Below are 25,234 nucleotides of genomic sequence, written 5' to 3'. Positions count from 1 at the left end.
CTGTCGAAGAATTGAGTTGTAGTTTTCAAATTTATCGATACTTAATCCTCCTAAATCGAGATTATAGGATTATTATCGATAAAATGACAGCCATCGGCATCTCTTGGACCCGCGAGGCCGCTCAAGCCTTATATGACCTACCTTTGATGGATCTGCTCTATCGCGCGCAGACGCAGCATCGCGCGCATTTTGACCCCAACAAAATTCAAACCTCGAAGCTGCTTTCGATCAAAACGGGCGGTTGTGCCGAGGATTGTGCCTATTGCTCGCAATCGGCCCGCAATGGTTCCAAGCTGTCGGCCTCGAAACTGATCGAGGTCGAGCGAGTCCTGAAGCAGGCGCGCAAGGCCCGAGATGGTGGTGCGACCCGTTTTTGCATGGGGGCCGCATGGCGAGAGCCTAAGGACCGGGATATGGATGCGCTTGTCGCCATGGTCGAAGGCGTCCGGGGTCTTGGTATGGAAACCTGCATGACGCTTGGGATGCTGGACGACAACCAGATCGTGCGCCTGCGTGATGCCGGGCTGGATTACTACAACCACAATATCGATACCTCGGAACGCTATTACCCCGAGGTCATCACGACCCGCACATTCTCGGATCGGATCGATACACTGACCCGCGTGCAAGAGGCGGGGATCAAGGTGTGTTCGGGTGGTATCCTCGGGATGGGTGAAGGTGTGCAGGACCGGCTCGATATGTTGGTGACGTTGGCCAATCTGGACCCGGCGCCAGAATCCGTTCCGGTCAACATGCTGATGCCTCAGCAGGATACACCTCTGGCGGACGCTGAGCCGGTCGACCCGATTGATTTCGTCCGCGTCATCGCCTGCGCGCGGATCATGATGCCACAATCCTATGTACGCCTTTCTGCAGGACGTAGCGATATGAGCGATGCGGTTCAGGCCCTGTGTTTTCTGGCCGGAGCGAATTCAATCTTCGTGGGTGAGACCCTTCTGACCGCCGAAAACCCCGAAGAAGACGTCGACGCAATGCTTTTTGCCAAACTTGGCATGCAAGCCGAACGCGTACAGGAGCCGGCTTGCAAGGACGTGGCTGAATGAAGGCATTGGATCGCCTGACCTCGATGCTCGAAGTTCTGGACACACGCCATCGGCGGCGGTCGTTGTCCCTGGCGGGGGGGCTGGATTTTGCATCGAATGATTATCTGGGTCTGGCCGGGTCCCCGATGCTGGAACAGGCGGCGCGCAGTGCGCTGGATCGCGGCGTGCCTGTGGGCGCGGGCGGGTCGCGCCTACTGCGCGGCAACCACGAGGAACATGAAGCGTTGGAGCAGGAAGCGGCTGTTTTCTTCGGCGCTGAGGCCGCTTTGTTTATGGGCGGCGGTTTTCAAGCCAATCAGGCGATTTTTTCCGCGTTACCTGCTGCAGAGGACCTCGTTCTGCATGATGAACTGGTTCACGCGAGTGCGCATGAAGGCATGCGCATGGGTCGTGCCGAAACGCGCGCATTCGCTCATAATGACGTGGATGACGCGCGTCGGATCATTGCTGCATGGCAAGCGAATAGCGGGTTGGGTCAGATCTGGATCGCAGTCGAAAGTGTCTATTCCATGGAAGGCGACACTGCTCCTCTGAAGGCGCTGTCTGACCTTGCGATCACGCACGAGGCAGTGCTGATTGTTGACGAAGCCCATGCCACCGGAGTTTTTGGCCCTCAAGGACGAGGTTTGGCCCACGCGTCAGAAGCCCAGTTGCTGACAGTGCACACCTGCGGCAAAGCTCTGGGAGTTTCGGGCGGGTTGGTTTGTGGTCCACGGGTGATGATTGATGCACTGATTAATCGGGCGCGTCCTTTCATATTCACAACTGCTCCGGCTCCGCTGACCGCAGCGCTTGTGCGGGTGGCGTTGCAGGTTTTGCAACGCGACACTGACCTGATCCAAGCGGCCCGAGCGCGTCTCAATCACGCCCATTCCGAAGCGGAGCGCAATGGTGTGGCTGAGGCTGCTCTTAGCAGTCAGATCATCCCGATCCTGCTAGGGGATGAGGCCCGGACCATGGCCATGGCCGCCGCTTTGCAGGGGCAGGGATTTGACGTCCGGGGCATCCGCCCGCCAACAGTTCCACGCGGCACATCGCGGCTGCGCATATCCATCACCGGCAATGTCAGCCACGCGGATATCAGCGCTCTGTTTGACACAATCGCATATCACCAAAGGATTGCCGCATGAGTGCTTTGATCGTCACCGGCACGGATACCGGCGTCGGCAAGTCCATCTTTGCTGCGGGGTTGGTTGGTGCTCTTGGGGCCCGCTATTGGAAACCCGTGCAATCCGGTCTTGATGACATCACCGATACGGAAACGATCAGATCCTTATCTGATGCTGAGGTTCTGCCCGAGATCTATCGGCTCAGGATGCCCGCCTCACCCCACCTGTCTGCCGAAGATATGGGCGTTGAGATCGCGTTGGATCGTCTGAGCCTGCCCGATATCACCGGGCCGCTCGTGGTCGAAGGCGCGGGCGGTATCATGGTGCCGCTGAACCGTGAGCATTTCTTCCTCGATCTGTTTGCGAGATGGCAGGCCCCCATCATTCTCGTGGCGCGTACAGCGCTTGGAACGATCAATCACACGCTCCTGTCGCTGCGGGCTTTGAGAGAGGCTGGGTGTCCGGTGGTCGGTGTCGCCTTCGTTGGCGATGCAGAGCCGGATGTGGAGCAGACGATAGTCGAGATGGGCAATGTTCGGCATTTGGGTCGGCTTCCGCACCTCGCGGATCTGTCGCAGGAGACCCTTTCCAAGGCCTTTGCCGCAATCGATACCGATACGATCCGGAGTTTTCTGTGACACCGCTGGAGTTTGATGCACGCCATCTGTGGCACCCCTATACCAACATCCTCGATCCGGGACCGATGCATTTTATCACCCAATCCGAAGGGGTATGGCTCACGCGGGATGACGGCGTCCAAATGATTGATGCGATGTCATCGTGGTGGTGTGCTGTGCACGGGCATCGTCACCCGGCCATCACGGCTGCCATGCGGCAGCAACTGGACCGGATGCCCCATGTCATGTTCGGCGGGATAACCCATGAGCCCGCGATCGAACTGGGCCGCAGGCTTGTGGATCTTCTGCCCGACGGGCTTGATCGTATTTTCTACAGTGACAGCGGCTCGGTTGCGGTCGAGGTGGCGCTGAAAATGGCCGTGCAATATCAGATGGCCAACGGCCGGTCGGAACGCTCGGAATTTGCAACCATCCGCGGCGGCTATCACGGGGATACATGGAAAGCGATGAGTGTCTGCGACCCCGTTACCGGCATGCATGGGTTGTTCCGCGGTGCCCTATCGATCCAGCATTTTCTACCGCGACCTCCCATAGGGTTCGATCAGGAGTGGAGTGACGACCCGGACCTGAATGGGTTGGGCGCGCTGGAAGTATTGCTGAAATATAAGGGCGACCGGATTGCCGCGCTGATCCTTGAGCCGGTGGTGCAAGGGGCGGGTGGAATGTACTTCTATCACCCCACTTGGTTGCAGCGCGCTCGCGCTTTGTGTGATGCGCATGGGATCTTGCTGATCCTTGATGAGATCGCCACCGGATTCGGGCGGACGGGCGAGCTGTTTGCGATGCATCACGCGGATATTGTGCCGGATATCCTATGCCTCGGTAAGGCGCTGACCGGGGGTCATATTACGATGGCTGCCACCGTTGCCTCGGAACCGGTTGCGGCTGGCATCGGTGCAAGCGAGGCCGGCGTTATGATGCATGGGCCGACTTATATGGCCAACCCGCTGGCCTGCGCCGCAGCCATTGCAAGCCTTGATCAGCTTTCACAACGCGACTGGCGCACCGAGGTCAAAGATATCGCCAGTCAGTTGGAACACGAACTCGCTCCGGCGCGAAGACTTCCCGGCGTTGCCGATGTCCGGGTTCTGGGAGCCATCGGCGTGATTGAAATGGAAGGCCGCGTCGATCCCGCGATTGCGCATCGTCGGGCGCCGGAAACCGGTGTGTGGCTGCGCCCCTTCACCCGCAACATATATTGCATGCCGCCCTATATCATCTCTTCGAATGAACTGAGCCGTGTAACGGCTGCCATGATTTCGCTGGTCGAGGACATCAGATGAAACGTCAATGGTTGTCGCGCTCAGAGACGGCGTTGCTCACCCTTGTGTTCGGCGGTTGGGCGGTCGGGGCGGCTGCTTTCGATGGATTAAGAGGAGACCATTCTGTCCTGTTGGTTCAGGATTACACGCGGCTGGACGACCCTCTACCGGAACTTGAACAGTTCGATGATGTCAATCTTGTCGCCTTTTCGTTCGGCGTCGCCTCTGCCGCGCATTGGATGTCGAGGGTCGGATATCAGCCCGCGCGACGGGTTGCCGTCGCAGGAACGTTGTTTCCGGCGGATAAGGAGAGGGGGATAGCGCCAGACCTTATCCGCGCGACCGCAGACAATCTCTCGGATGACAGTTTTGCGCGGTTTTGCCGACGGGCTGGCCTGAAAAGTGCAGCGCCAGACATCGATATGGCCGCCGCTCGGGCCGAATTGCACGCCATCATCCGGCGCGGACCTGCGCCGGATACCCGGTTTGATCGTATCTGGATACCGCAGCGCGATCGGGTCATTCCCGCGGCAGCGCAAGAGCGCGCATGGAGCGCGCAGCGCCACGCCATCCGGTCCGTGCCAAGGCCGCATATTCCTTTTGAAACAGGGCAAAGCTGGGCTGGATGGACCGTGTCATGATACAGCTTGCAGAGCGGGTACAACGCAGTTTCAGCCGGAGCTTTGAAAGCTACCATGCCGCATCTGGCCAACAGGCCCATATCGCCGATCTACTGGTTCAAGACCTCTGCCAGAGCGGAGCGCCCCGGTATTTCGCATCGGCGTTGGAGTTGGGTTGTGGAACTGGTCATCTGACTCAGCGGCTATGCGCCAGGTTTGACTTTGAGGCTCTGACCCTCAACGATCTTTCGCCGGAAGCACAGCGGACAGCGGATGCGGCCAATGCCGTGTTCTTGGGTGGTGACGCTGCGAATATCGATTGGCCGGAAAGCCTCGACCTCATCACCTCGACCTCGATGATCCAATGGCTGTATGACCCCGCCAGTTTTCTGCGCAGGGCGGCAACTGCGCTTGCGCCCGGCGGCTGGTTGGCCGTGTCAGGATTTGGCCCCCAGCAATATCGGGAATTGACGCAGATTGGATCAGCGGCGAAGGCCCCCAGTCTTTGCAATGCTCGCGAACTGGCGTCTTTCGTTGAAGATGACCTTGAAGTCGTGAAGACAGGAAACTCCATACGGCAAGCGCGTTTCGCATCTGCGCGTGATGTCCTCGACCATTTGCGCAAGACGGGTGTGAATGGTCGGGCACAAGCCCCTTGGACCCGATCCCGTCTGACGCAATTCATCGACGATTATACGCGCTTTTTCGAAAGCCCTCTTGGCCTGCCTTTGACCTATCATGCGGTTTGGATCATTGCCCGAAAACCGGGGTGATCCTAGGACATCCGGGTCAGATGGCGCTGCATGATCGTGCGTGCACGCTCAGCATCGCGGTCTTTGATTGCTGCCAGGATGGCCGCATGGTCCGGGTTCTCGCCCTGCCGCCAGCGGACAGTTTGGCGCGTATTGAAATGCCATGAATACAAAAGTTGAAGGTTGTTGATCGCGGCAATCATGCGCGGCATTCTGCAGGCAGCTATGACCGCCATATGGAATGCGCGGTTTGCTTCTTCCCAATCTGCAGAAGTTTCTGCAGCGTTGCACTTTGTGTGTGCCTTTTCGATCTCTGCAATTTGTGCGGGCGTCAGATTAGGAACTGAGCGGTACAGAGCGACAGGTTCAAGTGCACATCGCATTGTGTGCAGTTCGTCGATCGCGCTCTGATCCATGGGGGCCACACACATGCCCCGGCGCGGCATGCTGATCGCCAATCCCTGCGAAGCAAGGTTGAGCAAAGCCTCTCGAACCGTGACCTGACTCACCCCGAACTCGCGCGCGATCAGATCCTGTCGCAGCTTTTCTCCGGGCTGAAACTCGCCCCGAACAATCCTGGCCGACAGTTTTTCTGCCAAATCATCCGATTTCTTGATCTGCTGATGCGCCACCGGGCCTCCGTCGATTTCGCGCTTAATTCGGCGCATCGTCAGGCACTTATAATCATGTGTGGGGTTGAACAACAGGCCAACCTCGACCCGTCGGCTCGAGGGTATCCCGGTTGGACACGGATGCCAAAATGATGGGCGTCGATGCGGGCAAAGCAATAGCCCAAAACGACTACGACTCTAAACGCGCAGGGCCTCAGTGTGAACTTCAGTGATGAGCCGAAAAGAAAGGGGCTGGCTGAGGGGGTAAGAGCCAGCCCCATTCTGTGCCGGAGGGCGTAAGTGGTAGTTACGATCCGATGACTCCAAGGTGCCAGAAAAGCCGCGCGCCAGAAATTGGGGAAACCCCGTAGCACCGGAGGATTTCGCGAAACGCTTTGTTTCCGCGATGTAAACAGTAAGTTTCAAAGCAAATAGTGGACACATTTTCGCCACAATGCGATGCTTGCGCAGTGGGCGGTACGTGTTGATTTTAGCATGTTCTGGTTTTCAAGCTGGATTTGAGGGGGTTACTTAGTGCGACGTGCCGCCCCACGAGCTAATCGAAAATGAGTATACCTAATGCGTTGATGGCTGATCTGTGGATTAGCAGCGTTGCCTATCTGGCAAGTCAATGATCTCACTCTGCGCAGCTTCTGCATCAGCCAGATCGTGTGTAACCAACAAGACGGGCAGACTAGCGGCCCGGGCGCGTTGAAAAACCAGATCGCGCATTTTCGCACGTAAGCTGACGTCGAGGCGTGAGAAGGGCTCATCCAGCAGCAGGGCGTCTGGTTCCGCCAAAAGCATGCGCATCAGCGCGACGCGTGCGCGCTGCCCGCCTGATAGCGTTTCCGGATCACGCTCGGAAAACCCTTCAAGTCCGATCTCGGCTAAGGCGCTCTGTATTCTGCCTTGCCGGTCGGACGTACGTCGCGGCAATCCGAACCCGATGTTCTGACCAACGGACAGGTGGGGGAACAAAAGGTGGTTCTGAAACAGGATGCCGACACGCCGTTTTTGCGGTGGCAGAGCATTGAGGGTACGTCCGTTGAGCGTGATACGTCCCTGCAATCTAAATGCAGGTGGAAGTGTGCCGGTAATCGCCGCCAGAACCGTTGATTTACCAACGCCTGAAGGCCCCATCAGGCTGAGCACCTCGCCCGGCGCTATTGAGGCAGACAGATGTGTTAGTGGTCTGCCATCGGCATGCGATATCGATAGCTGGTCAAGAACCAAACCCGTTTCAGCCATGGCACAGACCAATCCTGTTGCGGAACACGATTCTGGGGATAATCAGGGCCAGAAAGAACGGCAGCCATGCGGTTGCAGCCAAGGCGATAGTCCAGACGCCTATTGCGCGGCGATCACCGCCGGAAAACAAGGCCAGAGCTTCGGTGGTAAGCGTGTTGACCCGCCCGCCCGAGGTCAGCAGGGTCGCCATATATTGCCCGACCGACACTGCCATGCCCACAGCAAGCGCTGTCAAAATCGGTGCCAGCAGCATCGGCAAACGGATGCGCCACAGAATGCCGACCGCGCCCAGCCCCATGGCGGCGCCAATGGTGGCATAGCGGTTGTCCAATGCGCGATATGGTCCGGCGAGGGCCAGGAACACATAGGGCAGGACGAACACCAGATGGGCAAGGATCACGGGTGCGACCCCTTGGGCCGCCCCAATCTGGATCATCAGGATTTGCAGGCCGGGCAGAAAAGTTATCTGAGGCAGGATCAGGGGCAGATACAGGATCACCAATCCCGTTTTGTTCATCTCACGCCCTTGACGGGTTTCGGAGTTCAGACAGCCGATCACTAGGCTCAGTGCGATTAACGCAGTAACGAGCGCCAGCCCGAAGGTGACCAGGGTGACCTCTGCCGCCGCCGGTCCATGTCGGGTCCACGACATCAGGCTGAACCCCTGCGGCAGCGCATCCGGGAACCGCCATCGTCCTGCGAATGACCAGATCAACTGACTGAGCAGACCTCCAAAGACCGCCAGCGCGGCCAAACTGGCAACCGTCACGCCCACCGCGCGCAAAATGTAATCGCGCAGACCAGCGTGGCGCTCGCCACTTTCGACGGCCCGATTGATGAGCGTGGCAAAAAGTTTCTCTGCACCGCGCCAGATCAGGATTGCGGTCACCACCATTCCCAGCTGCACCAATGCCGCGGCCGCCGCCGGTGAGCGTAACGCCAGATCGGGGTCGGTCATCCAGCGTAGAATGAATATCGACAGAGGTGGTGGACGGGACGGACCCAGTACCATGGCTACATCAACATTCGACATCGCATAAGCGAGAACCGCATACACCGGCAGGCGAATTTGGGCGTAGAGCGATGGCATTACCGCCATAAACCACCCCCGTACCTTGCCGTAGCCCAACGCCTGTGTGACCTTCATTCGCTCAGCCGATCTGATCTGCGGCAATGCGGCAAGCGACATCAATAGCAAAAAGGGCAGTTCTTTGATCATCAGACCGGTAATCAACGACCAGCCGCCCGGATCTTGAATGATCAGCAGATCGGGTGGACGAGCCCAGCCGGTGATCTCGGGCGAAATCAGGCGGGCGATCCATCCGGATGGCGCGATCAGAAAGGCCAGACCAAGCGCGGCAGCTGCATGGGGAACTGACAGCAGCGGAGACAGAGCACTTTCTACGCGGTTAAAGACCCGCGTGCCATACCAACCCGCGATGAGCAAAAAGCACCCGAGCAATGCTCCGAAGGTCGACAGCACTCCGGTTTTGAACGACAGCCATATGGCTTGCAGTACACCCGGCTCGGCCCAAAGCCGAAGCCATGGGTCGAATGACAGGGCGCTCTCACCACCGGGGCGTAACCCGCCGAAGGCTGGAACGATGGTTCCGACCAAACCGGCGGCGATGGGACCCAACAGCAATCCGATGGTCAGCGTGGGTGCCAGACCCCAACGGGTGACCGGTTTGAGATCAGTTGCCAACGCCGTATCGCTCGGCCCAGTCCGCTTCGATCCGGGTCATCCAGCTGGGATGCGGTTCTGGTAATGCCGGGCCCAGCTCGGCCGGGGACAGGGTCGCAACGCCCAGTTCCAGCGCATCGAAGGCAGCTTGGTCGGCTTTCGGCAAAGCATCCATATCCAGCACGGTGCCATAACCCAACACTTCGGGGTCTTGCGCGCGCAGCTGTGCTTCGGGACTGATCAGAAAGTTGGCGACTACCATGGCACCAGCCTTGGCAGACGCATTATAGGGAACGGCCACGAAGCTGGCATTGCCCAGCGTACCGCCATCCAGCACAAAGGTACGTGCGCTTTCTGGCAATTGCTGATTGGCGATGGCTGCGGTGGCCTCACCCGGAGAGAAGCTGATCGCCATATCCACTTCGCCATCGTTGATCAGCTGCAACTGACTGGGACCAGTCTGCGGGTAGGCTCGGCCAGATCGCCAGAGGTCGGGCGTAACCCGCTCCAACCAGTTCCAGAGCGGGCCGGTTACTTCGGCATAGTTGTCGCCGGCTGCCTGTTGCAGAACCGCCGGATCCTCGACCAATTCGATCAGCATCTGCTTCAGGAAGGTGGTGCCCAGAAAGTCCGGCGGCTGCGGAAAGGTGAAACGGCCGGGGTTTTCGGTCACCCAGTCGCGAATGGCTTCGGCCGATTTGGGTGGATCGGGCAGGACCTCGCTGTCATAGATGAATACGACCTGTGCCATGGCCCACGGGCTTTCGAATCCGTCGGTCGGGACCGTAAAATCGGTGGTTACGGTTTTGCCTTCGACATCCACGAAGCGCCAGTTGGGCAAGGCCTCCGCGAAGGGTCCGAACAACAGATCGGCCTCTTTCATGGCACTGAAGTTGGCCCCGTTGATCCAGATGAGATCAATCGCACCATCAGTATCCTTGCCACTGGATTTCTCGGCGATCACGCGGCTGACGGCATCAGCCGTGTCGGCAAGCTTTACGTGTTCCAACGTAACGCCATGCTCTTGCTTGACCCGAGTGCCGACCCATTCGATGAAGTCATTTGTCGTCGTTGATCCGCCCCAGGCATTCCAATACACGGTCTGACCATCAGCTTCGTTCAGAACGTCGTCCCAGTTCGCCGGGTCGGGCTCGGCCCATGCCGCTCCTGCAAGGGCTGCGCATGCGGCGGCGATGAGATACTTCATGGGTTTTCCTTATCTTCCATGGGGGCAAAAACCTGTCGCGCAAGCAGAATGCGCGAGAGGGCCGTGATAAAGCAAACTGCGCCGAAACCCCACGCCATTGGTGTAAACCAGGCGGGCAGCAGGCAGATTGCAATGAAGAACGCAATTGTTTCGGTCCCCTCCAGCAGGCCTCCGGTGAAGTAGAGCGATTTTGCGCCGTGTTTTTGGGCTTTCAGTCCATGTTTCTCAGCCAAGATGGCATATCCCAGGAACGTCGCGCCGTTGAAATAGAAGCTCACCAACAGCCACGCTCCGGCCAACGCGTTTCCGGCTGGATCGGTCCATATGAATGCCATCGGGATCAAGCCATAGAACATGAAATCGCAGGTGATATCGAGGTATCCCCCGAAGTCAGTCTTTCGCCGGGCGCGGGCAATTGCCCCATCCAGCCCGTCCGCAAGGCGCGACAAGAGGATCAGTGCTATCGCCATCCACAGGTGGTCGACAATGATCGCTACTGTGGCCAGAACTCCGAAGCCCAATCCAATCAAGGTGACCGTGTTGGCTGACACCCCACGCGCGGCAAGTCCCCGCCCAATTGCATTAAGAGGCGGGTCGATCAGTGGTCGGATATGGGCGTCAAGCATGCGTGGTCGTGGGTTTCTGGTCGTTGGCGTAAGCGGCCTGTATTAAATCTTGCAGAATCCAGACAAGCAACTCGGTTAACGACTAGCGAACACTCGCGCGAAAGGAAAATGGGTAGGGGTCTGTTCACGACGTTGTGTGTTCCGCTACCCGCTACGCAAGTCCGGACCGTTCCCCGTCTGTATCTGACAACTATATCGCGATGGAGCAAAGTCCAGCGACGTACCGACAACTAAATTTGATCAGGTTGGTAGAGCCGCCCCAAGCAACGTTGGAGCGCTCAGCCGTAAACGTAACCCGCTCGGCCATTTTAGCAAACCAATGAACGCCTGTTAGGCAGCGCGGAATCCAGCCTCCAGCGCCGACAGGATTGTATCTGCTTCCTGTTCAGACAAAACCAGCGGTGGCGACAGGATCAGGTTGGGCCCGGACACCCGGATCATGGCGCCTGAGTCATACGCGACTTCCTGCACCTTGCTGGCCGTTGCCGCGTCGATCGGTTTTTTGGTTCCCCGGTCGCTTACCATTTCAATGGCTGTCATCAGACCATGCCCGCCGCGTACGTCTCCAATTAAGTCATACTTCTGCTGCAGCGCTTTGCAGCCTTCATACAATTGGGTGCCGCGCGCGGCTGCGTTTTCGGTGACGTTCAGGCGCTTTGTTTCGGCAAGACAGGCCAGCGCGGCCGCGGCACCTACCGGGTGACCGGAATAGGTATATCCGTGGCCGATCTTGGCATTTGGATTGCCTTCGAACACATCGACCAACTTGTCACCAAGCATGACGGCGCCAAACGGGAAGAACCCGTTGGTGATCGCTTTCGCCGTGCACATGATGTCGGGCTGAATGCCCCAAAGGCGCGCGCCAGACCAGGCTCCGGTACGACCATAAGCGGTGATGACCTCATCGGTGATCAGCAGGATGCCGTGACGATCGCAGATCTCCCGCACCATCGGTGCGAAGGACTTGTGCGGAGGGATCACCCCGCCCGCGCCCAGAATAGGCTCCATAATCATCGCGGCGATGGTGCTCGCGCCCTGAAATGCGATCTCATCCTCCAGGGCTGCGGCGCAAAGCTGGGCCAGTTTCTCGGGGTCGCTTTCGTTGAACGGGTTGCGATATGTATAGGGCGCTGGAATATGGTAGCAGCCGGGCAGCAGCGGCTCGTAAGCGGTGCGGAAATTGGCATTGCCGTTTACACTCGCCCCGCCCATATGGGTGCCGTGATACCCTTTCTTCAGGCTTAGGAACTTGATGCGTCCCGGCTCGCCCCGCAGCTTATGATACTGACGCGACAGGCGCAGAGCGGTTTCGACTGAATCTGATCCGCCGGACGTGAAAAACGCCCGTGCCATCCCGTCTGGTGCAAAAAACTCGGACAGTTCATAGGACAGCTCGATCGCGGCATCGTTCGAGGCCCCGCGGAAGGTCGAATAATAGGGCAGTTTCTGCAGCTGCGCCGCAATTGCGTCTTTCACCGTTTGGCAGGAGTAGCCCAGATTGACGTTCCACAGGCCGCCGACCGCGTCGACGACGGTGTGACCGTCTATGTCGGTAATCGAAACCCCCTCGGACCCGGTGATGATCTTGGGCGGCGTGTCGATACTGTCCTGCGGCGAGGTCATCGGATGCCACATCAGGCGGCCGTTATGTTCCTTGAGAAAATTCGAGTCTTTCATCGGGTGGGTTCCAATTCCTGAAGGTCTCGTGAGGGGTCGCGGCCTGTCGACCAGGCCTGCTCGATTTGAATTGGGACGGCGCCGCCCCAATTATGTGTGATAGTCCGGCTGGCGGTGATCAGATGCGTTTGAATCTGATGTTCAAGCTCGGGCGTGAAACGTGTGGCGACGCTTGCAGCGGAAACGGCACCCGCAAATTGCCCTGCCTGATCGAAGAGCGGCGCGGCGAGGCTGTGGACATCCGCCTCAAGGCTGCCCTCGGATTTACCAAAGCCACAGGCGCGAGTTTTCTGAATGGCAGCGTGCAGCGCGTCGGGATCCGTCATGGTGGCAGACGTGAATGCGGCCAAGTCGGCATTGGCCACCTCCAGCAAGTCCTCGGGTCCGAAGGCCAGCGCGCACAGGCCTGAGGCTGTCGCATGCAGTGGAAAGGTTTGGATGTCGATGATGACACGAATGCTGTGGCGGGGCGATTCGTGCGCCATGAGCTTATAGAGCGTTTTGCCTGACAGGACCGAGACATGTGAGGTTTCTCCGGTCGCGTCCGCAAGCGCGCGCAGCGGGGCCTCGACCCCGGCCTTGCGAGGTACGGTCAACTCTCTGGTCTGCGCCAGTTGCAGCAAAGCAGGTCCAAGACGGTATTGTTTGGTGCCGGGATTTTGCTCAATAAATCCAACCTCTTCCAGAGCCTGAAGATATCGATAGGTCGTAGCCTTGTCGCGCCCTGCCAATCTGCAGAGTTGCGACAGCCCGATCTCAGGCCGGTCAGGAGAGAAGTGTTCCAGCAATTGCAGGGTTTTTGAGGCAGAGGACATTTGGGCCTGTTCTTGGTTGCTTCCAAAAAAGTTTGACAGATTGCGATTAACATGGCAACCTTTTTTGAAACAACGGTTCAAAATATGAACCACAATAACCACACCAGGGAGACGTTCATGTCAAAGATTGCAAAAACACTGTCCGCGACGGCGCTGGCCATGGCCGCCGTCACAGGGGCTGCGCTGGCCGAATATCCGGAAAAGCCCGTCGAGTTTGTGGTTCCGTGGCCTCCGGGCGATCTTGAAGATGTCCTGACGCGCATGATCGCCGAGGACTTTCAGGCCGAATACGGTGTGCCTGCGGCGGTTGTGAACAAGCCGGGCGGTGGTGGCGGTCCATTCCCCGGAGCGATCGAAGTCGCGAATGCGCCCGCCGATGGCTACACGGTTGGATCATTCCTGATTGCGATCCCGGTCGTCGGTCCGCAGATCGGCATTCCCGAACTGAACCCCGATCCGTTCGTGCCGCTGGGCAACTTTCTGACCTATCCCTTCGTAATCGCCACATCGGGTGATGCGCCCTATGACGATATGGCGGGTCTGGCGGAATATGCTGGCGGCAACGACGTGGTGCTTGGCCATTTCGGCGCGCCGCTGGTGCCAACGCAGGTAACACTGGGGCTGGCGAAAGAGATGGGCTTTTCTTACGCCTCCGACGCCGCCTTTGATGCGCTGGATTGCAACACGCTGGCCTCGGGCGATGTGGATGTGATCAACACCACGCTGCAACTGATCCTTCCCTGCCTCGACAGTGTTAAAGTGCTGGCTTCGATCGGGTCAGAGCGTATTCCGCTGACACCGGACACTCCGACCGTAGCCGAACTGGCCCCTGATCTGGCTGTATCGCTGTGGAATGGTTTGTTTGTCCACAAGGACACGCCACAGGAGGCACGCGATAAGATCATCGCCGTGGCCGAAAAGACCATGCAGTCTGAACGCGCCCAAAAGCTGGCCGCCGAAACCGGAGCCGCCGTTTACTGGCAGCCAGCCGATGATGTGGTGGGCCAGATCCAGTCCGACATCGAGACCATGGCGCGCATCGAAGGTATGCTGAGCGGTAACTGATCGCACAGCCAGTGGGCCGGGTTGAACGCCCGGCCTGAAGCTTCCCAAACGGACGAGGGCGAGGATGTCCCGGGTCAGAACTCTTCAAGCATTGTTCAAGCGTTATCGCCGTCCCGGTGATATCGTATTTGCATGGCTCGCGCTGGCCGTTTCGGTGTTTCTGCTGACGCAGCTGTGGGATCAAACCGCATGGCGCGGCGGGCAGAAACTGGCTGCGCAACCTCGGTTCTGGCCCGCAGTTTCTCTGATCGGGATGGTCGGTTTCGCGGCTCTGCACCTTCTGGGTTCAGCCTTATCGGAACGGATTGGCGACCGTTGGCGCGAGGTATGGCTATGGTTCTGCGCCTTGGAATATGCGGGATGGTTCGTGGTCTATGCGATGGCCGTACCGATTTTGGGATACCTGCCGACAACCATAGTCTTCTCGATCCTGTTGGTGCTGCGCGTCGGATATCGTAGCACGGCTGCGATTGGAGCCGCCGTTGCCAGCGCGGTTGTCATCGTCGTTTCGTTCAAATCCTTCCTGCAGGTGAAAATCCCCGCGGGCAGGATTTATGAGGCCCTGCCGGATGGGCTGCGTCAGATCATGCTGACCTATTTCTAATCGGAGCCGCGAATGGAAAACCTGCTTGCCGGGGCCGAAATGCTGGCCCGATGGGATGTGATCCTGGCCCTGTTCGTCGGCTCGATCGGCGGCGTGATCATCGGTGCTATCCCCGGTGTTGGCCCTGCGGTGGCCATTGCGATACTGCTGCCCGCGACCTTCTCGCTGGACCCGATTGTGGGCCTGACGATGCTGTTGGGGATCTATGGCTCATCCATGTATGGGGGTGCGATCCCGGCAGTTCTGATCAACACGCCGGGGACGGCCGTCAACGCGCTGACCTCCTACGACGGTTATCCGATGACGCGGGATGGGCAGGCGCATCGTGCCGTTTCGCTGGCCTACAGCGCATCGTTCTGGGGGGGCATCTTTGGTATCCTGTGCCTCATCCTGCTGTCGCCTGTATTGGCCCTTGTTGCACCGATGTTTGGCAGCCGCGAGATCTTTCTGGCTGCGCTGTTGGGTATCATTCTGGTTATCCTGGCCCATCGTGGCCAGATATTTGCCGCCGGAATGCTCGCGATGTTCGGGATATTTCTGCAGACCGTTGGGCTGGATTCGGTTACCTATACTCAGCGCTACACGTTCGGATTCAGCTTCCTCAGTTCGGGCGTCAATCTGATCGTTGTGGTTCTGGGGCTGTTCGCCCTCAGTCAGGCGTTCTTCCTGCTGACCGCCCCGGACAATAGCCCAGACGCCAAACCGATCACCGGTCGCATGACCGCCGGGATCAAAGAGTTGTTGGGTCACAAGCGTGTCGCTACGGTCGCCTCAGGCTTTGGCGTCGTTCTGGGGATGATCCCCGGCACCGGAGAGTTCACCGCCCAATTCATGAGCTACACCTACGCGCAGAAAACCTCAAAAGACCCGGATGCGTTCGGCAAAGGCTCACCCGAAGGTCTGATCGCCTCGGAGGCGGCTAATAACGCCGTTCCGGCAGCGGCGATGATCCCCTTGTTGGCGCTGGGTATTCCGGGTGAGGCGCTGACGGCGATGATGCTGTCGGTCTTCTATGTCCATAACGTGATCCCCGGACCGCAGCTGTTCCAGAACAACATCGATCTGGTCTACGGGCTCTACCTCGCGCTGATCCTGCTCAACGTGATCGTCATGGTGTTTCTGCTGTTTTCGACCAATCTGTTGACCAAGATTATCCGCGTACCAACCCGGTTTCTGGGTGTGATGATCCTGCTATTGTCCTTCGTCGGCGTTTATTCACTGCGCAATTCGCTGAGTGATTGCATGATCGCTGCCGGATTTGGCGTGCTGGGCCTGGTCCTCAAACGGCTCAACCTGCCGATTGTTCCGATCATTCTGGGCATGGTTCTGGGCGGCATTATGGAGGTCAAGTTGCGTTCGGCCCTGCCTCGCCTCAAGACGCCTCTGGATATGATCGACCGGCCGATTTCTTTCATTCTGTTTGTCATCATCGTGCTTGTTCTGGCGATCCACGTGCGGACCCTGGTCAAGGAATACCGCGCGCATTTGCCGGATGAGGACCATGATCTGCATGACAGCCAACAACGGTAGAAAATGATGGACCAATCCTCGATCGACGCCCTGCGCACACAACCGGTTCCGGCGTTCACTCACCTGATCAATGGCGAGCATGTCGCAGCTTCGGGCGGCGCGGTGATGGACGTGATCTCACCGCTCAACGGGCAGGTTCTGACCACTGTCGCGAAGGGTACCCGGCAGGATATGGAGACCGCTATCGCTGCGGCACGAGCATCGTTTGAGGATGGGCGATGGGCCGGTCAGCCCCCAGCAGCACGCAAGAAGGTACTGCTGAAATGGGCGGATCTGATCGAGGCGAACGCGCTGGAGCTTGCTGTGCTGGGGGTGCGTGACAACGGCACTGAGATCGGAATGGCCCTGAAGGCTGAGCCGGGCTCGGCTGCCGGTACGATACGGTATTATGCCGAAGCGCTCGACAAGATTTACGGCGAAGTGGCCCCGACACCGGGCGATATTCTGGGTCTGATCCACAAGGAACCGGTGGGCGTAGTTGGTGCGATCATCCCGTGGAACTTCCCGCTGATGATTGGCGCGTGGAAGCTGGGCCCTGCTTTGGCCATGGGCAATTCAGTTGTTCTGAAACCGGCCGAGACGGCCTCATTGTCGTTGATGCGTATGGTGGAGCTGGCGCATGAGGCCGGTTTGCCGCCGGGTGTGTTGAATGCGGTGACCGGCGAAGGTGCGGTTGTGGGTGAGGCGATGGGCCTGTCGATGGATGTCGATGCGCTTGTCTTCACCGGTTCGGGCGCGACAGGTCGCCGACTGATGGAATATGCCGCGCGGTCCAACATGAAACGGGTCTATTTGGAGCTCGGCGGCAAATCTCCCAACATCGTTTTTGCGGATGCGCCCGATCTGGATCAGGCCGCCAAGGTCGCGGCGGCGGGTATCTTCCGCAATGCCGGTCAGGTTTGTGTGGCGGGCTCGCGTCTTTTGGTTGAGGCCAGCATCCATGATGAATTCGTGGCTGCAGTTTCCAAAGCAGCACAAGCGATGCGCGTCGGGGACCCGTTGTCGTTAGAGACAGCCATTGGGGCGGTGAATTCTGAAACTCAACTGGCGCAGAATCTTGGCTTCGTCGAAACCGCTCGTGCTGAAGGTGGTGAGGTGATCACCGGCGGCGACCGCATTTTGCAGGAGACAGGCGGCTATTTTATGGCCCCCACCGTTGTTGCCGGGGTGAGGCCTGAGGCGACGCTGGCCCAAAAAGAAGTCTTTGGCCCGGTGTTGGGTGTGACATCCTTTAAGTCAGAAGAAGACGCAGTGCGGATGGCGAATTCAACGGTCTACGGGCTTGCGGGTGCGGTCTGGACCGCAAATCTGTCGCGTGCGCACAAGATGGTGCGCTCCGTGCGTACCGGTGTGATGCATGTGAATACCTATGGAGGTGCGGACGGGACCGTGCCGCTGGGTGGCATCGGACAGTCGGGCAATGGGCACGACAAGTCCCTGCACGCCATCGAGAAATACATCAACCTCAAGACAGCGTGGATCAAGCTGTAAACCATTGCGGAAGGAGTGCGCCATGGCGGACAAAACCATTCTCGTAGTCGGCACGTTCGACACCAAGGATGATGAGTTGGGTTTTCTGTCCGGTGTGATCCGCGATCAGGGTGGTCGCGTGCTGACGATGGATGTCTCGGTTCTGGGCGATCCTTCTGAACCGACGGATTACTCCAAGCACGATGTGGCCGAAGAAGGTGGCAGCTCGATCGACGCCGCCATTGCCTCCGGCGATGAAAACCATGCGATGCAAATCATGGCGAACGGCGCGGCGTTGCTGACCGCGCGCTTGTACCAAGAGGGCAAATTTGACGGCGTAATCGTGCTGGGTGGTACGATGGGAACAGATTTGGCGCTGGATGTGTGCGCCGCAGTGCCTTTGGGAGTGCCTAAATATATCGTGTCCACGGTGTCGTTCTCGCCGTTGATCCCGGCAGATCGGCTGGCTGCAGATACGCAGATGATCCTATGGGCCGGGGGACTTTATGGGCTGAACTCGGTCTGCAAGGCGTCGCTCAGCCAGGCGGCCGGTGCGGTTCTGGGCGCTGCGCGAGCCGTGGTGCCGCCGGATCGGCAGAAACCGCTGATCGGGATGACCTCGCTCGGGAAATCCGCGCTGAAATACATGGTGCCGCTGAAACCTGCGCTTGAGGCGCGGGGCTATGAAGTGGCCGTTTTCCACGCAACCGGGATGGGCGGTCGCGCGTTTGAAAGCCTCGCACAACAGGGAGCGTTCGCGTGCGTTTTCGACTTTTGCACGCAAGAGCTGGGCAATCACATCAACGGATCGAATATCTCGGCGGGTGAGGGGCGATTGACCCACGCGGGGCTGAACGGGACGCCGCAAATCGTGGCACCTGGCTGCTATGACCTGGTTGATATCGTGGGCTGGCAACCGATGCCCGAGAAATGGGCGGATCACCCGCATCATGCTCATAACCGGTTGCTGACTTCTGTCGTGTTGGACACAAAAGAACGTCGAGAAGTCGCACGGGCGCATGCACGCCAAATGGCCACGGCAACCGGCCCGGTCGCGCTGATGCTGCCGATGTTGGGACTGGGTGAATGGGACAGGGAAGGGGCAGATCTGCATGACAAGGCAGGTCTCGACAGCTTCTTATCGGAGCTTGCGACCGCAGCCCCGTCCAATGTCGATTTGTATAAGATCGAAGCGCATATAAACGACGTGAGTTTTGCCGAGGAAGCCTTGCGCATATTCGACAACTGGTGCGCGCAAGGGGTGGTGGCCACCCCTTAGGTGAAACGGATATCAACGCCGCCGAAGGGACCGAAATCAGCGTGAATTTCGGAGCCGGAAGGGCATTCGACTGGCCGAATGAAACTGCCAGACAGAATGACCTGACCGGGTTCGATACTCTGCCCATATTGCGCCATGCGCTGCGCCAGCCAGACGACGCTTTCGACCGGATCGTTTAGCACACCTGCGCCAAGACCCGTCTCTTCGATCTCGCTATTGCGGAAGGTCAGCGCTCCGACCCAGCGGAGGTCAAATGCATCAACTGCGTGCCGTTCAGCACCCAAAACGATGCCTGCATTGGCTGCATTGTCGCTAATCGTGTCAAATACAGTGCGCGCTTTACCGGTTTCCGGGTCCACGCGCTGAATTCGAGTATCGAGGATTTCAAGCGATGGGGCCACATAATCCGTTGCCGCTAGAACCTGTTCGCGGGTGACATCTGCTCCACCAATGGCATCCCTCATCACAAAAGCGATCTCAGCTTCGATACGGGGCTGGATGAACCGCCCCTTTGGAATGGTCGCGCCATTCTCAAACAGCATGTCATCGAACAGGATACCGCTGTCAGGAATGTCGATATTCAGCGCATATTGCATCGCTTTCGAGGTCAGCCCGATCTTCCAGCCGATCACCGTGCGACCCTCGGCCAGCTTGGCACGATAGATCGCGTTCTGCACCGCATAGGCATCATCCATCGCCATCTCAGGGTGACGCAGGCTAAGCAATCCGATCTGCTGGCCGTTGCGCTCTGCTGCGAGCAGATCAGCGGCGGCTTCGGCGTGGTCCTGAGGGGTCATACTGTCTCGTCCTCGATGCCGTTGCGCAGCAGGCCGATGCCTTCAACCTCGACCTCGACCACATCTCCGGGCTTCAGGAAGCGCGGGGGGTCGAACCGCGCACCAGCACCCGAAGGGGTACCGGTGACGATGATGTCGCCCGGCTGCAGGGTCATGAAAGTCGAGATGTATTCGATCTCGCGTCGGATGGGGAACATCATGCGCGACAGGCAATCATCCTGACGTACCTCTCCGTTCACACGGGTGATGATGCGCGCGTCGTCCAACTGGGCGGGATCGGTGAAAGGCACCAGCCATGGGCCCATCGCGCCGGACCGGTCCCAGTTCTTGCCTTGGGTGACATTGAACTTGGCATGCCGTACCCAATCCCGGATGGTGCCCTCGTTGCACAGGGTCAGAGCGGCGATGTGATCATAAGCCTGAGCCTGAGGAATGCGGCGGCCACCTTTGCCAATGACGATCGCCACTTCGCCTTCATAGTCCAGTTGGTGGCTTTCCGGCGGGCGGATCAGCGGGCGATCATGGCCGGTGAAGCCACTGGCAAAGCGCGGGAACAGAGACATGTTCTGTGGCTGGGCACTACCATCTTTGTACTCTGCATTCCGATCCGGGAAATTGACGCCAACACACAGGATGCGTCGAGCGTCAGGCAGAACCATGTCATAGGTGAAATCTGTGTGCGTGACCGCAGAGCTTTCGGCAGCGCGCCCGAGATCGCCTAGCCCCCCGGCGCAGACCGCATCGAACAGGGTCGGCCACTCAGGGAAAGCTGCGTTCAGAGCGATGGCTCCGGCATCCGTGATGGCGCCATAGAACTGCTCGTCTTGCGCAGAGAAGCTGGCAAATCGCATTGGTGTCTCCATTTCAGGGCGCAATGATTGGGGTGGCGTTCAGGTCGGGGTCCTGAACCGATGTGCCGACAAACTCGGTTCCATGCTCGAACCAGCTGCGCGGGGCAGGGGCACCCCAAAGTGTTTGCCGCTGTGGGTCTTTGAGGTCCCATTTCAGCGGTTCGTGATCCGGGTCGACGGTTTGGTAATCCGAGCTGTAAATCTCGATCCGATGGCCGTCGGGGTCGAGGATATAGAGGAAAAAGGCGTTAGAGATCCCGTGCCGGCCAGGACCACGTTCGATGCTGTCCACATAGCCGGTGGTCGACATCACATCGAGCAGATCGATGATATGCAGCGGGTTTGCGACCCAGAATGCGACGTGATGCATCCGTGGACCCTTGCCGTTTGTGAAGGCCATGTCATGCACGCCGCCCTTGCGGTGCAACCACGCCGCCCACAGGCGCTTGCTGTCCTCATCTTCGGTATATTCGGTGACGCGAAAGCCCATTTCGCTGTAGAACGCCACACTGTCATCTACATTCGGGCTGAAACAGTTGAAATGATCGATCCGCAGGGGCCGGACGCCATGATAGCGGGCATATTCCTGATGGATCGGAGGCAGGCGGTCCATCTTGTGATAGAACTCCAGCGGAATGCCGATATGATCCGAGGTGAGTAGGGTTCGGCCCTGATGCGGACGTTCGATCCATTGAGTCGGACGACCTTTGGCCTGAAACCATGCTTCGGCTCGGTCCAGATCCGCCTCATCAAAGACCTTGAAACCCATAACCTCGACCGTGCCGGGTTGGTTGGATTTCTGCAAAATAACCGAATGGTGCCCTCGCTCTTCGAGCGCGCGCAGGTAGATGTGGCTGTCGGCCTCTTCGCTGACTTGCAGGCCGAACATATCGACATAAAAGGCCCGAGAGGCCACCAGATCGCTGACATTCAGGCAAACATGGCTCAGGCGGATGGTGTTGAAATCGGGATAGAGATTAGGGGCAGGAACGGGCATCGCGGCCTCCTATTGAACGGGGAAAATGACGTTGGTCTGGCCTGTGCCCGAAGACGGGAAATACTCGGTCACCACCTCGCATTTGCCGGTGTATTGATCCCAGCCCAACGCGCCGTAGAGCATCGCTGTGTCGTGCATCGACCCCTCGCCGCAGCAGAAATTGGCATAATCGCCCAACATCTTCAGGAAGGTTGCGTGATCGCCGCTCTTCCACATCTCAAGGACATGCAGGTCAACTTGACGGTTGAACTCGGAACTGATGGTGAAGGTGCCGTTGTTGGCAGCGTAGTCCTTATTGGCCCAGATTTTATGGCTGAGTGATCCGCTGGCAACCAGAAGAACCTTTTCGTCTGACGCCTCAACTGCTTCCCGAATGGCCTCTCCGATCACGCGGCTTTCGTCATGATCGTGGACAGTGGCCCATGCTGCGACCGAGACTACCTTCATTTCATGTTCGCGGCTCATGAAACGCATCGGGACCAGCGTGCCGTATTCCAGTTCCAGACTGTCGAGGTGATGCGCCAGGGTATATACGCCTTTGTCCGATGCGATCTTTGCAATCGCATCACCCATCTCGGGGTTGCCGTTGTATGCATAAGGCAGGTTCTGGATGAACTGTGGGAATTCGTTCGAGGTGAACAGCCCCTCGAAACGTGCATTTGCATTGATATGGAAGCCGGCATTAATCACCCAATGTGTGTCGCAGATGATCACGGTGGTGGCGCCCAAAGCCTTGGCGCGGCGCGCGATTTCCCGGTGACCATCGATGGCGGCCTGACGTTTGCCTTTGATCGGGCCTTCCTGTTCCGACATCAACAGGGTCGGGACGTGGGTCATCTTGGCGGCAAGAACGATCTCTCCCATCAGCTTGTCCCCAACCGGGTGATCTTGTGCTGACCGGTGGCGAAGCCGATGTGTTTCTGCTCCATATAGAACTCGAACGACCAGTCGCCGCCATCGCGCCCGATGCCGCTGGCTTTGACGCCACCAAACGGGGTCGGCAGGTGCCGCACGTTTTCGGAGTTCACCCAAATCATCCCCGCTTCGAGCCTGTCAGTAAACCGCAGTGCACGGGTCAGGTCGTTGGTCCAGACATAGCCGGTCAGACCATAGGGCGTATCATTGGCGATGTTCAGCGCCTCCTCTTCGGTCGAGAAGGGGATCGAGGTCAGGACAGGGCCAAAGATCTCTTCCCGCGCGATGCGCATCTGGTTGGTTGCATCGGTGAAAAGGGTAGGTCGCACGAAATAGCCTGCATCTCCGACCACCTCACCGCCGGCGGCCACGGTCGCGCCGTCCTGTCTGGCGATATCGAAATATGAGGTGACTTTGTTGAAGTGCTCTTCGGTCACCAGCGGACCGATCTCGGTCGCGGGGTCCAGTGGGTGTCCAACGCGAATGTTATTTACACGTTCGACCAGCTTGGCCTCAAAGTCTGCGCGGATTGTGTCCTGAACCAGAAGACGCGACGAGGATGTGCAGCGCTCGCCATTGATCGAGTAGATCATAAAGATCACCGCATCCAATGCGCGTTCCAGATCGGCGTCTTCAAAGACGATCACGGGGTTCTTGCCGCCAAGCTCCAGATGGTTGCGTTTGAGCGTATCTGCCCCTTGCTTGGTGATCAGGCTACCGGTCCGGCTTTCGCCGACAAAGGCGATGGCACGGATCTTGGGATGTTCGCACAGCGCCTTGCCCGCGTCCTCACCAAATCCGTTGACGGTGTTCAGAACACCTTTGGGCAACCCGGCCTCTTCGGCTATTTCAACCAGTAGACGGGCGGTCAGGGGGCTCGCCTCGGCGGGTTTGTGGACGACCGTACAGCCCGCGGCCAGTGCCGGAGCGATCTTCCAGGTCGACAACATAAATGGTGTGTTCCAGGGTGTGATGACACCCACCGGACCAATTGGAACGCGGGTCGTGACATTCATCAGGGTCGGGGATTTCAGGTGCTGCCCGTCACGCGCCTGAACGACCTGATCGGCGAAATACCGAAAGTTCTCAGCCCCGCGCAGAGCGGCCTTGGACATGAACTTATATGCTTGCCCGGTATCCCAGCACTCGCACAGAGCAATTTCTTCGGCGCGCGCCTCGATGGCGTCGGCGATGTTCAGCAGAATACGCCGCCGCTGGGGTGCGGGCATGTCGCGCCATTCCGGGAAGGCGTCTGCGGCTGCGCAGGCTGCGGCGTCGACATCCTGCGCATTGCCGCGCGCGACATCACAGATCACCGATTTATCTACGGGGGAGGTCGTCTGGAAAACGCCGCCCGATCCGTCCCGATCCTCACCCGCGACGCGGTTCTTGACGCCATCTGCTTGGAACCGGGCCAAAAACTCGTTCAGCTTCTCAATATTCTGGCTCAGTGCTGTCATTCTGCACTCCTCAGGTGATCTCGGGTTGTGCCTGTTTTAGGCGACAGTTCGGGGTCGATATCGCGCATCTCAAGCGACACGGCGATCGAGTGGCCTTTCATGGCCGGGGCCAAAAATTCCGTCACGGCGTCAAACAGAGCCTTGGTCGCCGCTCGCTTTACGTCATCTGCACGACCTGCGCGCAGGCGGACCGAGATGTCGATGAACCCGTGCTGCGGATCGCCATCGGCAATGGCATAGTGATCGACCCGTATGGCCCGCACGCGGATACCGGCCATCGGGAAGGTCTCAATTCCGGTAGCGGTGGCGCGAATACATTCACACAGACCGGTCATATCGACGATCTTTTCAAGATTTCCCGAATAATCGATCTGAAAGTGCGGCACATGTTTTCCTTGTCATGTTAATAATTCACACGATAAATAAATGACATCCCTCGAGTCAAGCTCTTTTATTAACATGATAACAATGTTAAGCAGGGCCATGCGCAAAAAAGCTTACTCCAAGGCACATGAGTTGCCACCCACTACGCGGTCTCTGCCGATTTCCCTGATCCGAGCGCGGGAATCTGTAATGGCCCCGATCCGCGCCATGTTGCAAGATTCCGGGCTGACCGAGCAGCAATGGCGCATCCTCCGCGTGCTGGATGAATGGGGGCCAGTTGATGCCACCGCACTGGCCGGGCGCGCGGGACTGTTAGCGCCAAGTGTTACGCGCATTCTGCAGTCCATGTCCGAGAAAGAGTATATCCTGCGTCAATCCGATCCGGATGATCGAAGACGGCAGATCATCTCACTTCTGCCCAAGGGGCAGGCCATCATTGACGACAATATTGAAGAAGGTGCCCGTATCGCCGCCCAGTTCCGGGAAACCCTTGGCGACGAAGATTACGAACAGCTGCTGGACCTGTTAGAAAGACTGATCCAGGCTTAGAGTTTTTGACATACGAT

The 25,234-nt window shown here is 58.4% G+C and carries 25 protein-coding genes; 12 read left to right on the top strand and 13 right to left on the bottom strand.

Features of this window, described 5'->3' with window-relative positions:
* The first annotated feature begins 83 nt into the window (after positions 1 to 83).
* The 6 genes from bioB to ACR0AZ_RS10830 are packed head-to-tail and all read left to right on the top strand — an operon-like array spanning position 84 to position 5,466.
* Positions 84 to 1,064, top strand: a complete 981-nt coding sequence (gene bioB, locus ACR0AZ_RS10855; RefSeq protein ID WP_480667427.1) for a biotin synthase BioB — start codon at positions 84 to 86, stop codon at positions 1,062 to 1,064.
* Positions 1,061 to 2,194: an 8-amino-7-oxononanoate synthase gene (locus ACR0AZ_RS10850; RefSeq protein ID WP_480667426.1), complete on the top strand. Its 1,134-nt coding sequence runs from the start codon at positions 1,061 to 1,063 to the stop codon at positions 2,192 to 2,194. Before bioB ends, ACR0AZ_RS10850 begins: the two co-directional genes overlap by 4 nt.
* Complete coding sequence (gene bioD / locus ACR0AZ_RS10845; protein WP_480472468.1) at positions 2,191 to 2,811, top strand: dethiobiotin synthase; 621 nt, start codon at positions 2,191 to 2,193, stop codon at positions 2,809 to 2,811. Before ACR0AZ_RS10850 ends, bioD begins: the two co-directional genes overlap by 4 nt.
* Positions 2,808 to 4,094, top strand: a complete 1,287-nt coding sequence (bioA, locus tag ACR0AZ_RS10840) for an adenosylmethionine--8-amino-7-oxononanoate transaminase (protein WP_480667425.1) — start codon at positions 2,808 to 2,810, stop codon at positions 4,092 to 4,094. Before bioD ends, bioA begins: the two co-directional genes overlap by 4 nt.
* Positions 4,091 to 4,714, top strand: coding sequence for a pimeloyl-ACP methyl esterase BioG family protein (locus ACR0AZ_RS10835; RefSeq protein WP_480667424.1), 624 nt, complete (start codon positions 4,091 to 4,093; stop codon positions 4,712 to 4,714). The genes bioA and ACR0AZ_RS10835 overlap by 4 nt, the downstream gene beginning before the upstream one ends.
* Entirely contained in the window at positions 4,711 to 5,466 is a 756-nt protein-coding gene (locus ACR0AZ_RS10830) for a methyltransferase domain-containing protein (protein WP_480667423.1), read from the top strand. The genes ACR0AZ_RS10835 and ACR0AZ_RS10830 overlap by 4 nt, the downstream gene beginning before the upstream one ends.
* Before the next feature lie 2 nt (positions 5,467 to 5,468).
* On the opposite strand, the gene ACR0AZ_RS10825 is transcribed toward ACR0AZ_RS10830, so the two are convergent.
* The 7 genes from ACR0AZ_RS10825 to ACR0AZ_RS10795 form a co-directional block, all read right to left on the bottom strand.
* Positions 5,469 to 6,113, bottom strand: coding sequence for a GntR family transcriptional regulator (locus ACR0AZ_RS10825; RefSeq protein WP_480667422.1), 645 nt, complete (start codon positions 6,111 to 6,113; stop codon positions 5,469 to 5,471).
* A 546-nt stretch (positions 6,114 to 6,659) separates the two neighbouring features.
* On the bottom strand, positions 6,660 to 7,307 hold the full coding sequence (locus tag ACR0AZ_RS10820) for an ATP-binding cassette domain-containing protein (RefSeq protein ID WP_480667421.1): 648 nt from the start codon (positions 7,305 to 7,307) through the stop codon (positions 6,660 to 6,662).
* Complete coding sequence (locus tag ACR0AZ_RS10815; RefSeq protein ID WP_480667420.1) at positions 7,300 to 9,012, bottom strand: ABC transporter permease; 1,713 nt, start codon at positions 9,010 to 9,012, stop codon at positions 7,300 to 7,302. The genes ACR0AZ_RS10820 and ACR0AZ_RS10815 overlap by 8 nt, the downstream gene beginning before the upstream one ends.
* Positions 9,002 to 10,198 carry an ABC transporter substrate-binding protein gene (locus tag ACR0AZ_RS10810; RefSeq protein WP_480667419.1) on the bottom strand — a complete coding sequence of 399 codons (1,197 nt, stop codon included), beginning with the start codon at positions 10,196 to 10,198 and terminating at the stop codon, positions 9,002 to 9,004. Before ACR0AZ_RS10810 ends, ACR0AZ_RS10815 begins: the two co-directional genes overlap by 11 nt.
* A complete protein-coding gene (locus ACR0AZ_RS10805) occupies positions 10,195 to 10,824 on the bottom strand; it encodes a CDP-alcohol phosphatidyltransferase family protein (protein WP_480658856.1) in 630 nt (209 codons plus the stop codon). Before ACR0AZ_RS10805 ends, ACR0AZ_RS10810 begins: the two co-directional genes overlap by 4 nt.
* Before the next feature lie 330 nt (positions 10,825 to 11,154).
* Positions 11,155 to 12,501 (bottom strand): aminotransferase class III-fold pyridoxal phosphate-dependent enzyme, encoded by a 1,347-nt coding sequence (locus ACR0AZ_RS10800; RefSeq protein WP_480667418.1) that lies wholly within the window; start codon positions 12,499 to 12,501, stop codon positions 11,155 to 11,157.
* Positions 12,498 to 13,316 (bottom strand): IclR family transcriptional regulator, encoded by an 819-nt coding sequence (locus ACR0AZ_RS10795; RefSeq protein ID WP_480667417.1) that lies wholly within the window; start codon positions 13,314 to 13,316, stop codon positions 12,498 to 12,500. Before ACR0AZ_RS10795 ends, ACR0AZ_RS10800 begins: the two co-directional genes overlap by 4 nt.
* A 117-nt stretch (positions 13,317 to 13,433) precedes the next feature.
* Here ACR0AZ_RS10795 and ACR0AZ_RS10790 point away from each other — a divergent pair, with 117 nt between their 5' ends.
* The 5 genes from ACR0AZ_RS10790 (at position 13,434) to ACR0AZ_RS10770 (ending at position 19,264) form a co-directional block, all read left to right on the top strand.
* On the top strand, positions 13,434 to 14,381 hold the full coding sequence (locus ACR0AZ_RS10790; RefSeq protein ID WP_480472490.1) for a tripartite tricarboxylate transporter substrate binding protein: 948 nt from the start codon (positions 13,434 to 13,436) through the stop codon (positions 14,379 to 14,381).
* A gap of 64 nt (positions 14,382 to 14,445) precedes the next feature.
* A complete protein-coding gene (locus tag ACR0AZ_RS10785) occupies positions 14,446 to 14,985 on the top strand; it encodes a tripartite tricarboxylate transporter TctB family protein (protein ID WP_480667416.1) in 540 nt (179 codons plus the stop codon).
* A gap of 12 nt (positions 14,986 to 14,997) precedes the next feature.
* Positions 14,998 to 16,515, top strand: a complete 1,518-nt coding sequence (locus ACR0AZ_RS10780) for a tripartite tricarboxylate transporter permease (protein ID WP_480667415.1) — start codon at positions 14,998 to 15,000, stop codon at positions 16,513 to 16,515.
* Between the two features lie 6 nt (positions 16,516 to 16,521).
* Complete coding sequence (locus tag ACR0AZ_RS10775) at positions 16,522 to 18,006, top strand: aldehyde dehydrogenase (protein ID WP_480667476.1); 1,485 nt, start codon at positions 16,522 to 16,524, stop codon at positions 18,004 to 18,006.
* A gap of 22 nt (positions 18,007 to 18,028) precedes the next feature.
* Positions 18,029 to 19,264 carry a Tm-1-like ATP-binding domain-containing protein gene (locus ACR0AZ_RS10770; protein WP_480667414.1) on the top strand — a complete coding sequence of 412 codons (1,236 nt, stop codon included), beginning with the start codon at positions 18,029 to 18,031 and terminating at the stop codon, positions 19,262 to 19,264.
* Here ACR0AZ_RS10770 and hpaH read toward each other — a convergent pair.
* Genes hpaH through ACR0AZ_RS10740 form a run of 6 tightly spaced genes read right to left on the bottom strand, consistent with a single transcriptional unit; the run spans position 19,261 to position 24,670 of the window.
* The gene (gene hpaH, locus ACR0AZ_RS10765; RefSeq protein ID WP_480667413.1) at positions 19,261 to 20,061 is read right to left on the bottom strand and encodes a 2-oxo-hept-4-ene-1,7-dioate hydratase; all 801 of its coding nucleotides are present in this window, start codon (positions 20,059 to 20,061) and stop codon (positions 19,261 to 19,263) included. The two genes, ACR0AZ_RS10770 and hpaH, sit on opposite strands and share 4 nt — an antisense overlap.
* Positions 20,058 to 20,912 (bottom strand): fumarylacetoacetate hydrolase family protein, encoded by an 855-nt coding sequence (locus ACR0AZ_RS10760; protein WP_480667412.1) that lies wholly within the window; start codon positions 20,910 to 20,912, stop codon positions 20,058 to 20,060. The genes hpaH and ACR0AZ_RS10760 overlap by 4 nt, the downstream gene beginning before the upstream one ends.
* 13 nt (positions 20,913 to 20,925) lie before the next feature.
* On the bottom strand, positions 20,926 to 21,909 hold the full coding sequence (gene hpaD / locus ACR0AZ_RS10755; RefSeq protein ID WP_480658847.1) for a 3,4-dihydroxyphenylacetate 2,3-dioxygenase: 984 nt from the start codon (positions 21,907 to 21,909) through the stop codon (positions 20,926 to 20,928).
* Positions 21,910 to 21,918: 9 nt separating this feature from the next.
* Positions 21,919 to 22,773 carry a 3,4-dihydroxyphenylacetate 2,3-dioxygenase gene (hpaD, locus tag ACR0AZ_RS10750; RefSeq protein WP_480667411.1) on the bottom strand — a complete coding sequence of 285 codons (855 nt, stop codon included), beginning with the start codon at positions 22,771 to 22,773 and terminating at the stop codon, positions 21,919 to 21,921.
* Entirely contained in the window at positions 22,773 to 24,284 is a 1,512-nt protein-coding gene (hpaE, locus tag ACR0AZ_RS10745; RefSeq protein WP_480667410.1) for a 5-carboxymethyl-2-hydroxymuconate semialdehyde dehydrogenase, read from the bottom strand. Before hpaE ends, hpaD (ACR0AZ_RS10750) begins: the two co-directional genes overlap by 1 nt.
* The gene (locus ACR0AZ_RS10740; RefSeq protein WP_480472510.1) at positions 24,281 to 24,670 is read right to left on the bottom strand and encodes a 5-carboxymethyl-2-hydroxymuconate Delta-isomerase; all 390 of its coding nucleotides are present in this window, start codon (positions 24,668 to 24,670) and stop codon (positions 24,281 to 24,283) included. Before ACR0AZ_RS10740 ends, hpaE begins: the two co-directional genes overlap by 4 nt.
* Positions 24,671 to 24,767: 97 nt before the next feature.
* Here ACR0AZ_RS10740 and hpaR point away from each other — a divergent pair, with 97 nt between their 5' ends.
* Positions 24,768 to 25,217, top strand: a complete 450-nt coding sequence (hpaR, locus tag ACR0AZ_RS10735; RefSeq protein WP_480667409.1) for a homoprotocatechuate degradation operon regulator HpaR — start codon at positions 24,768 to 24,770, stop codon at positions 25,215 to 25,217.
* The last annotated feature ends 17 nt before the right edge of the window (positions 25,218 to 25,234 follow it).

The organism is Ruegeria sp. BE3 (assembly GCF_056538865.1).
This window is presented reverse-complemented; position numbering and strand designations above follow the sequence as displayed.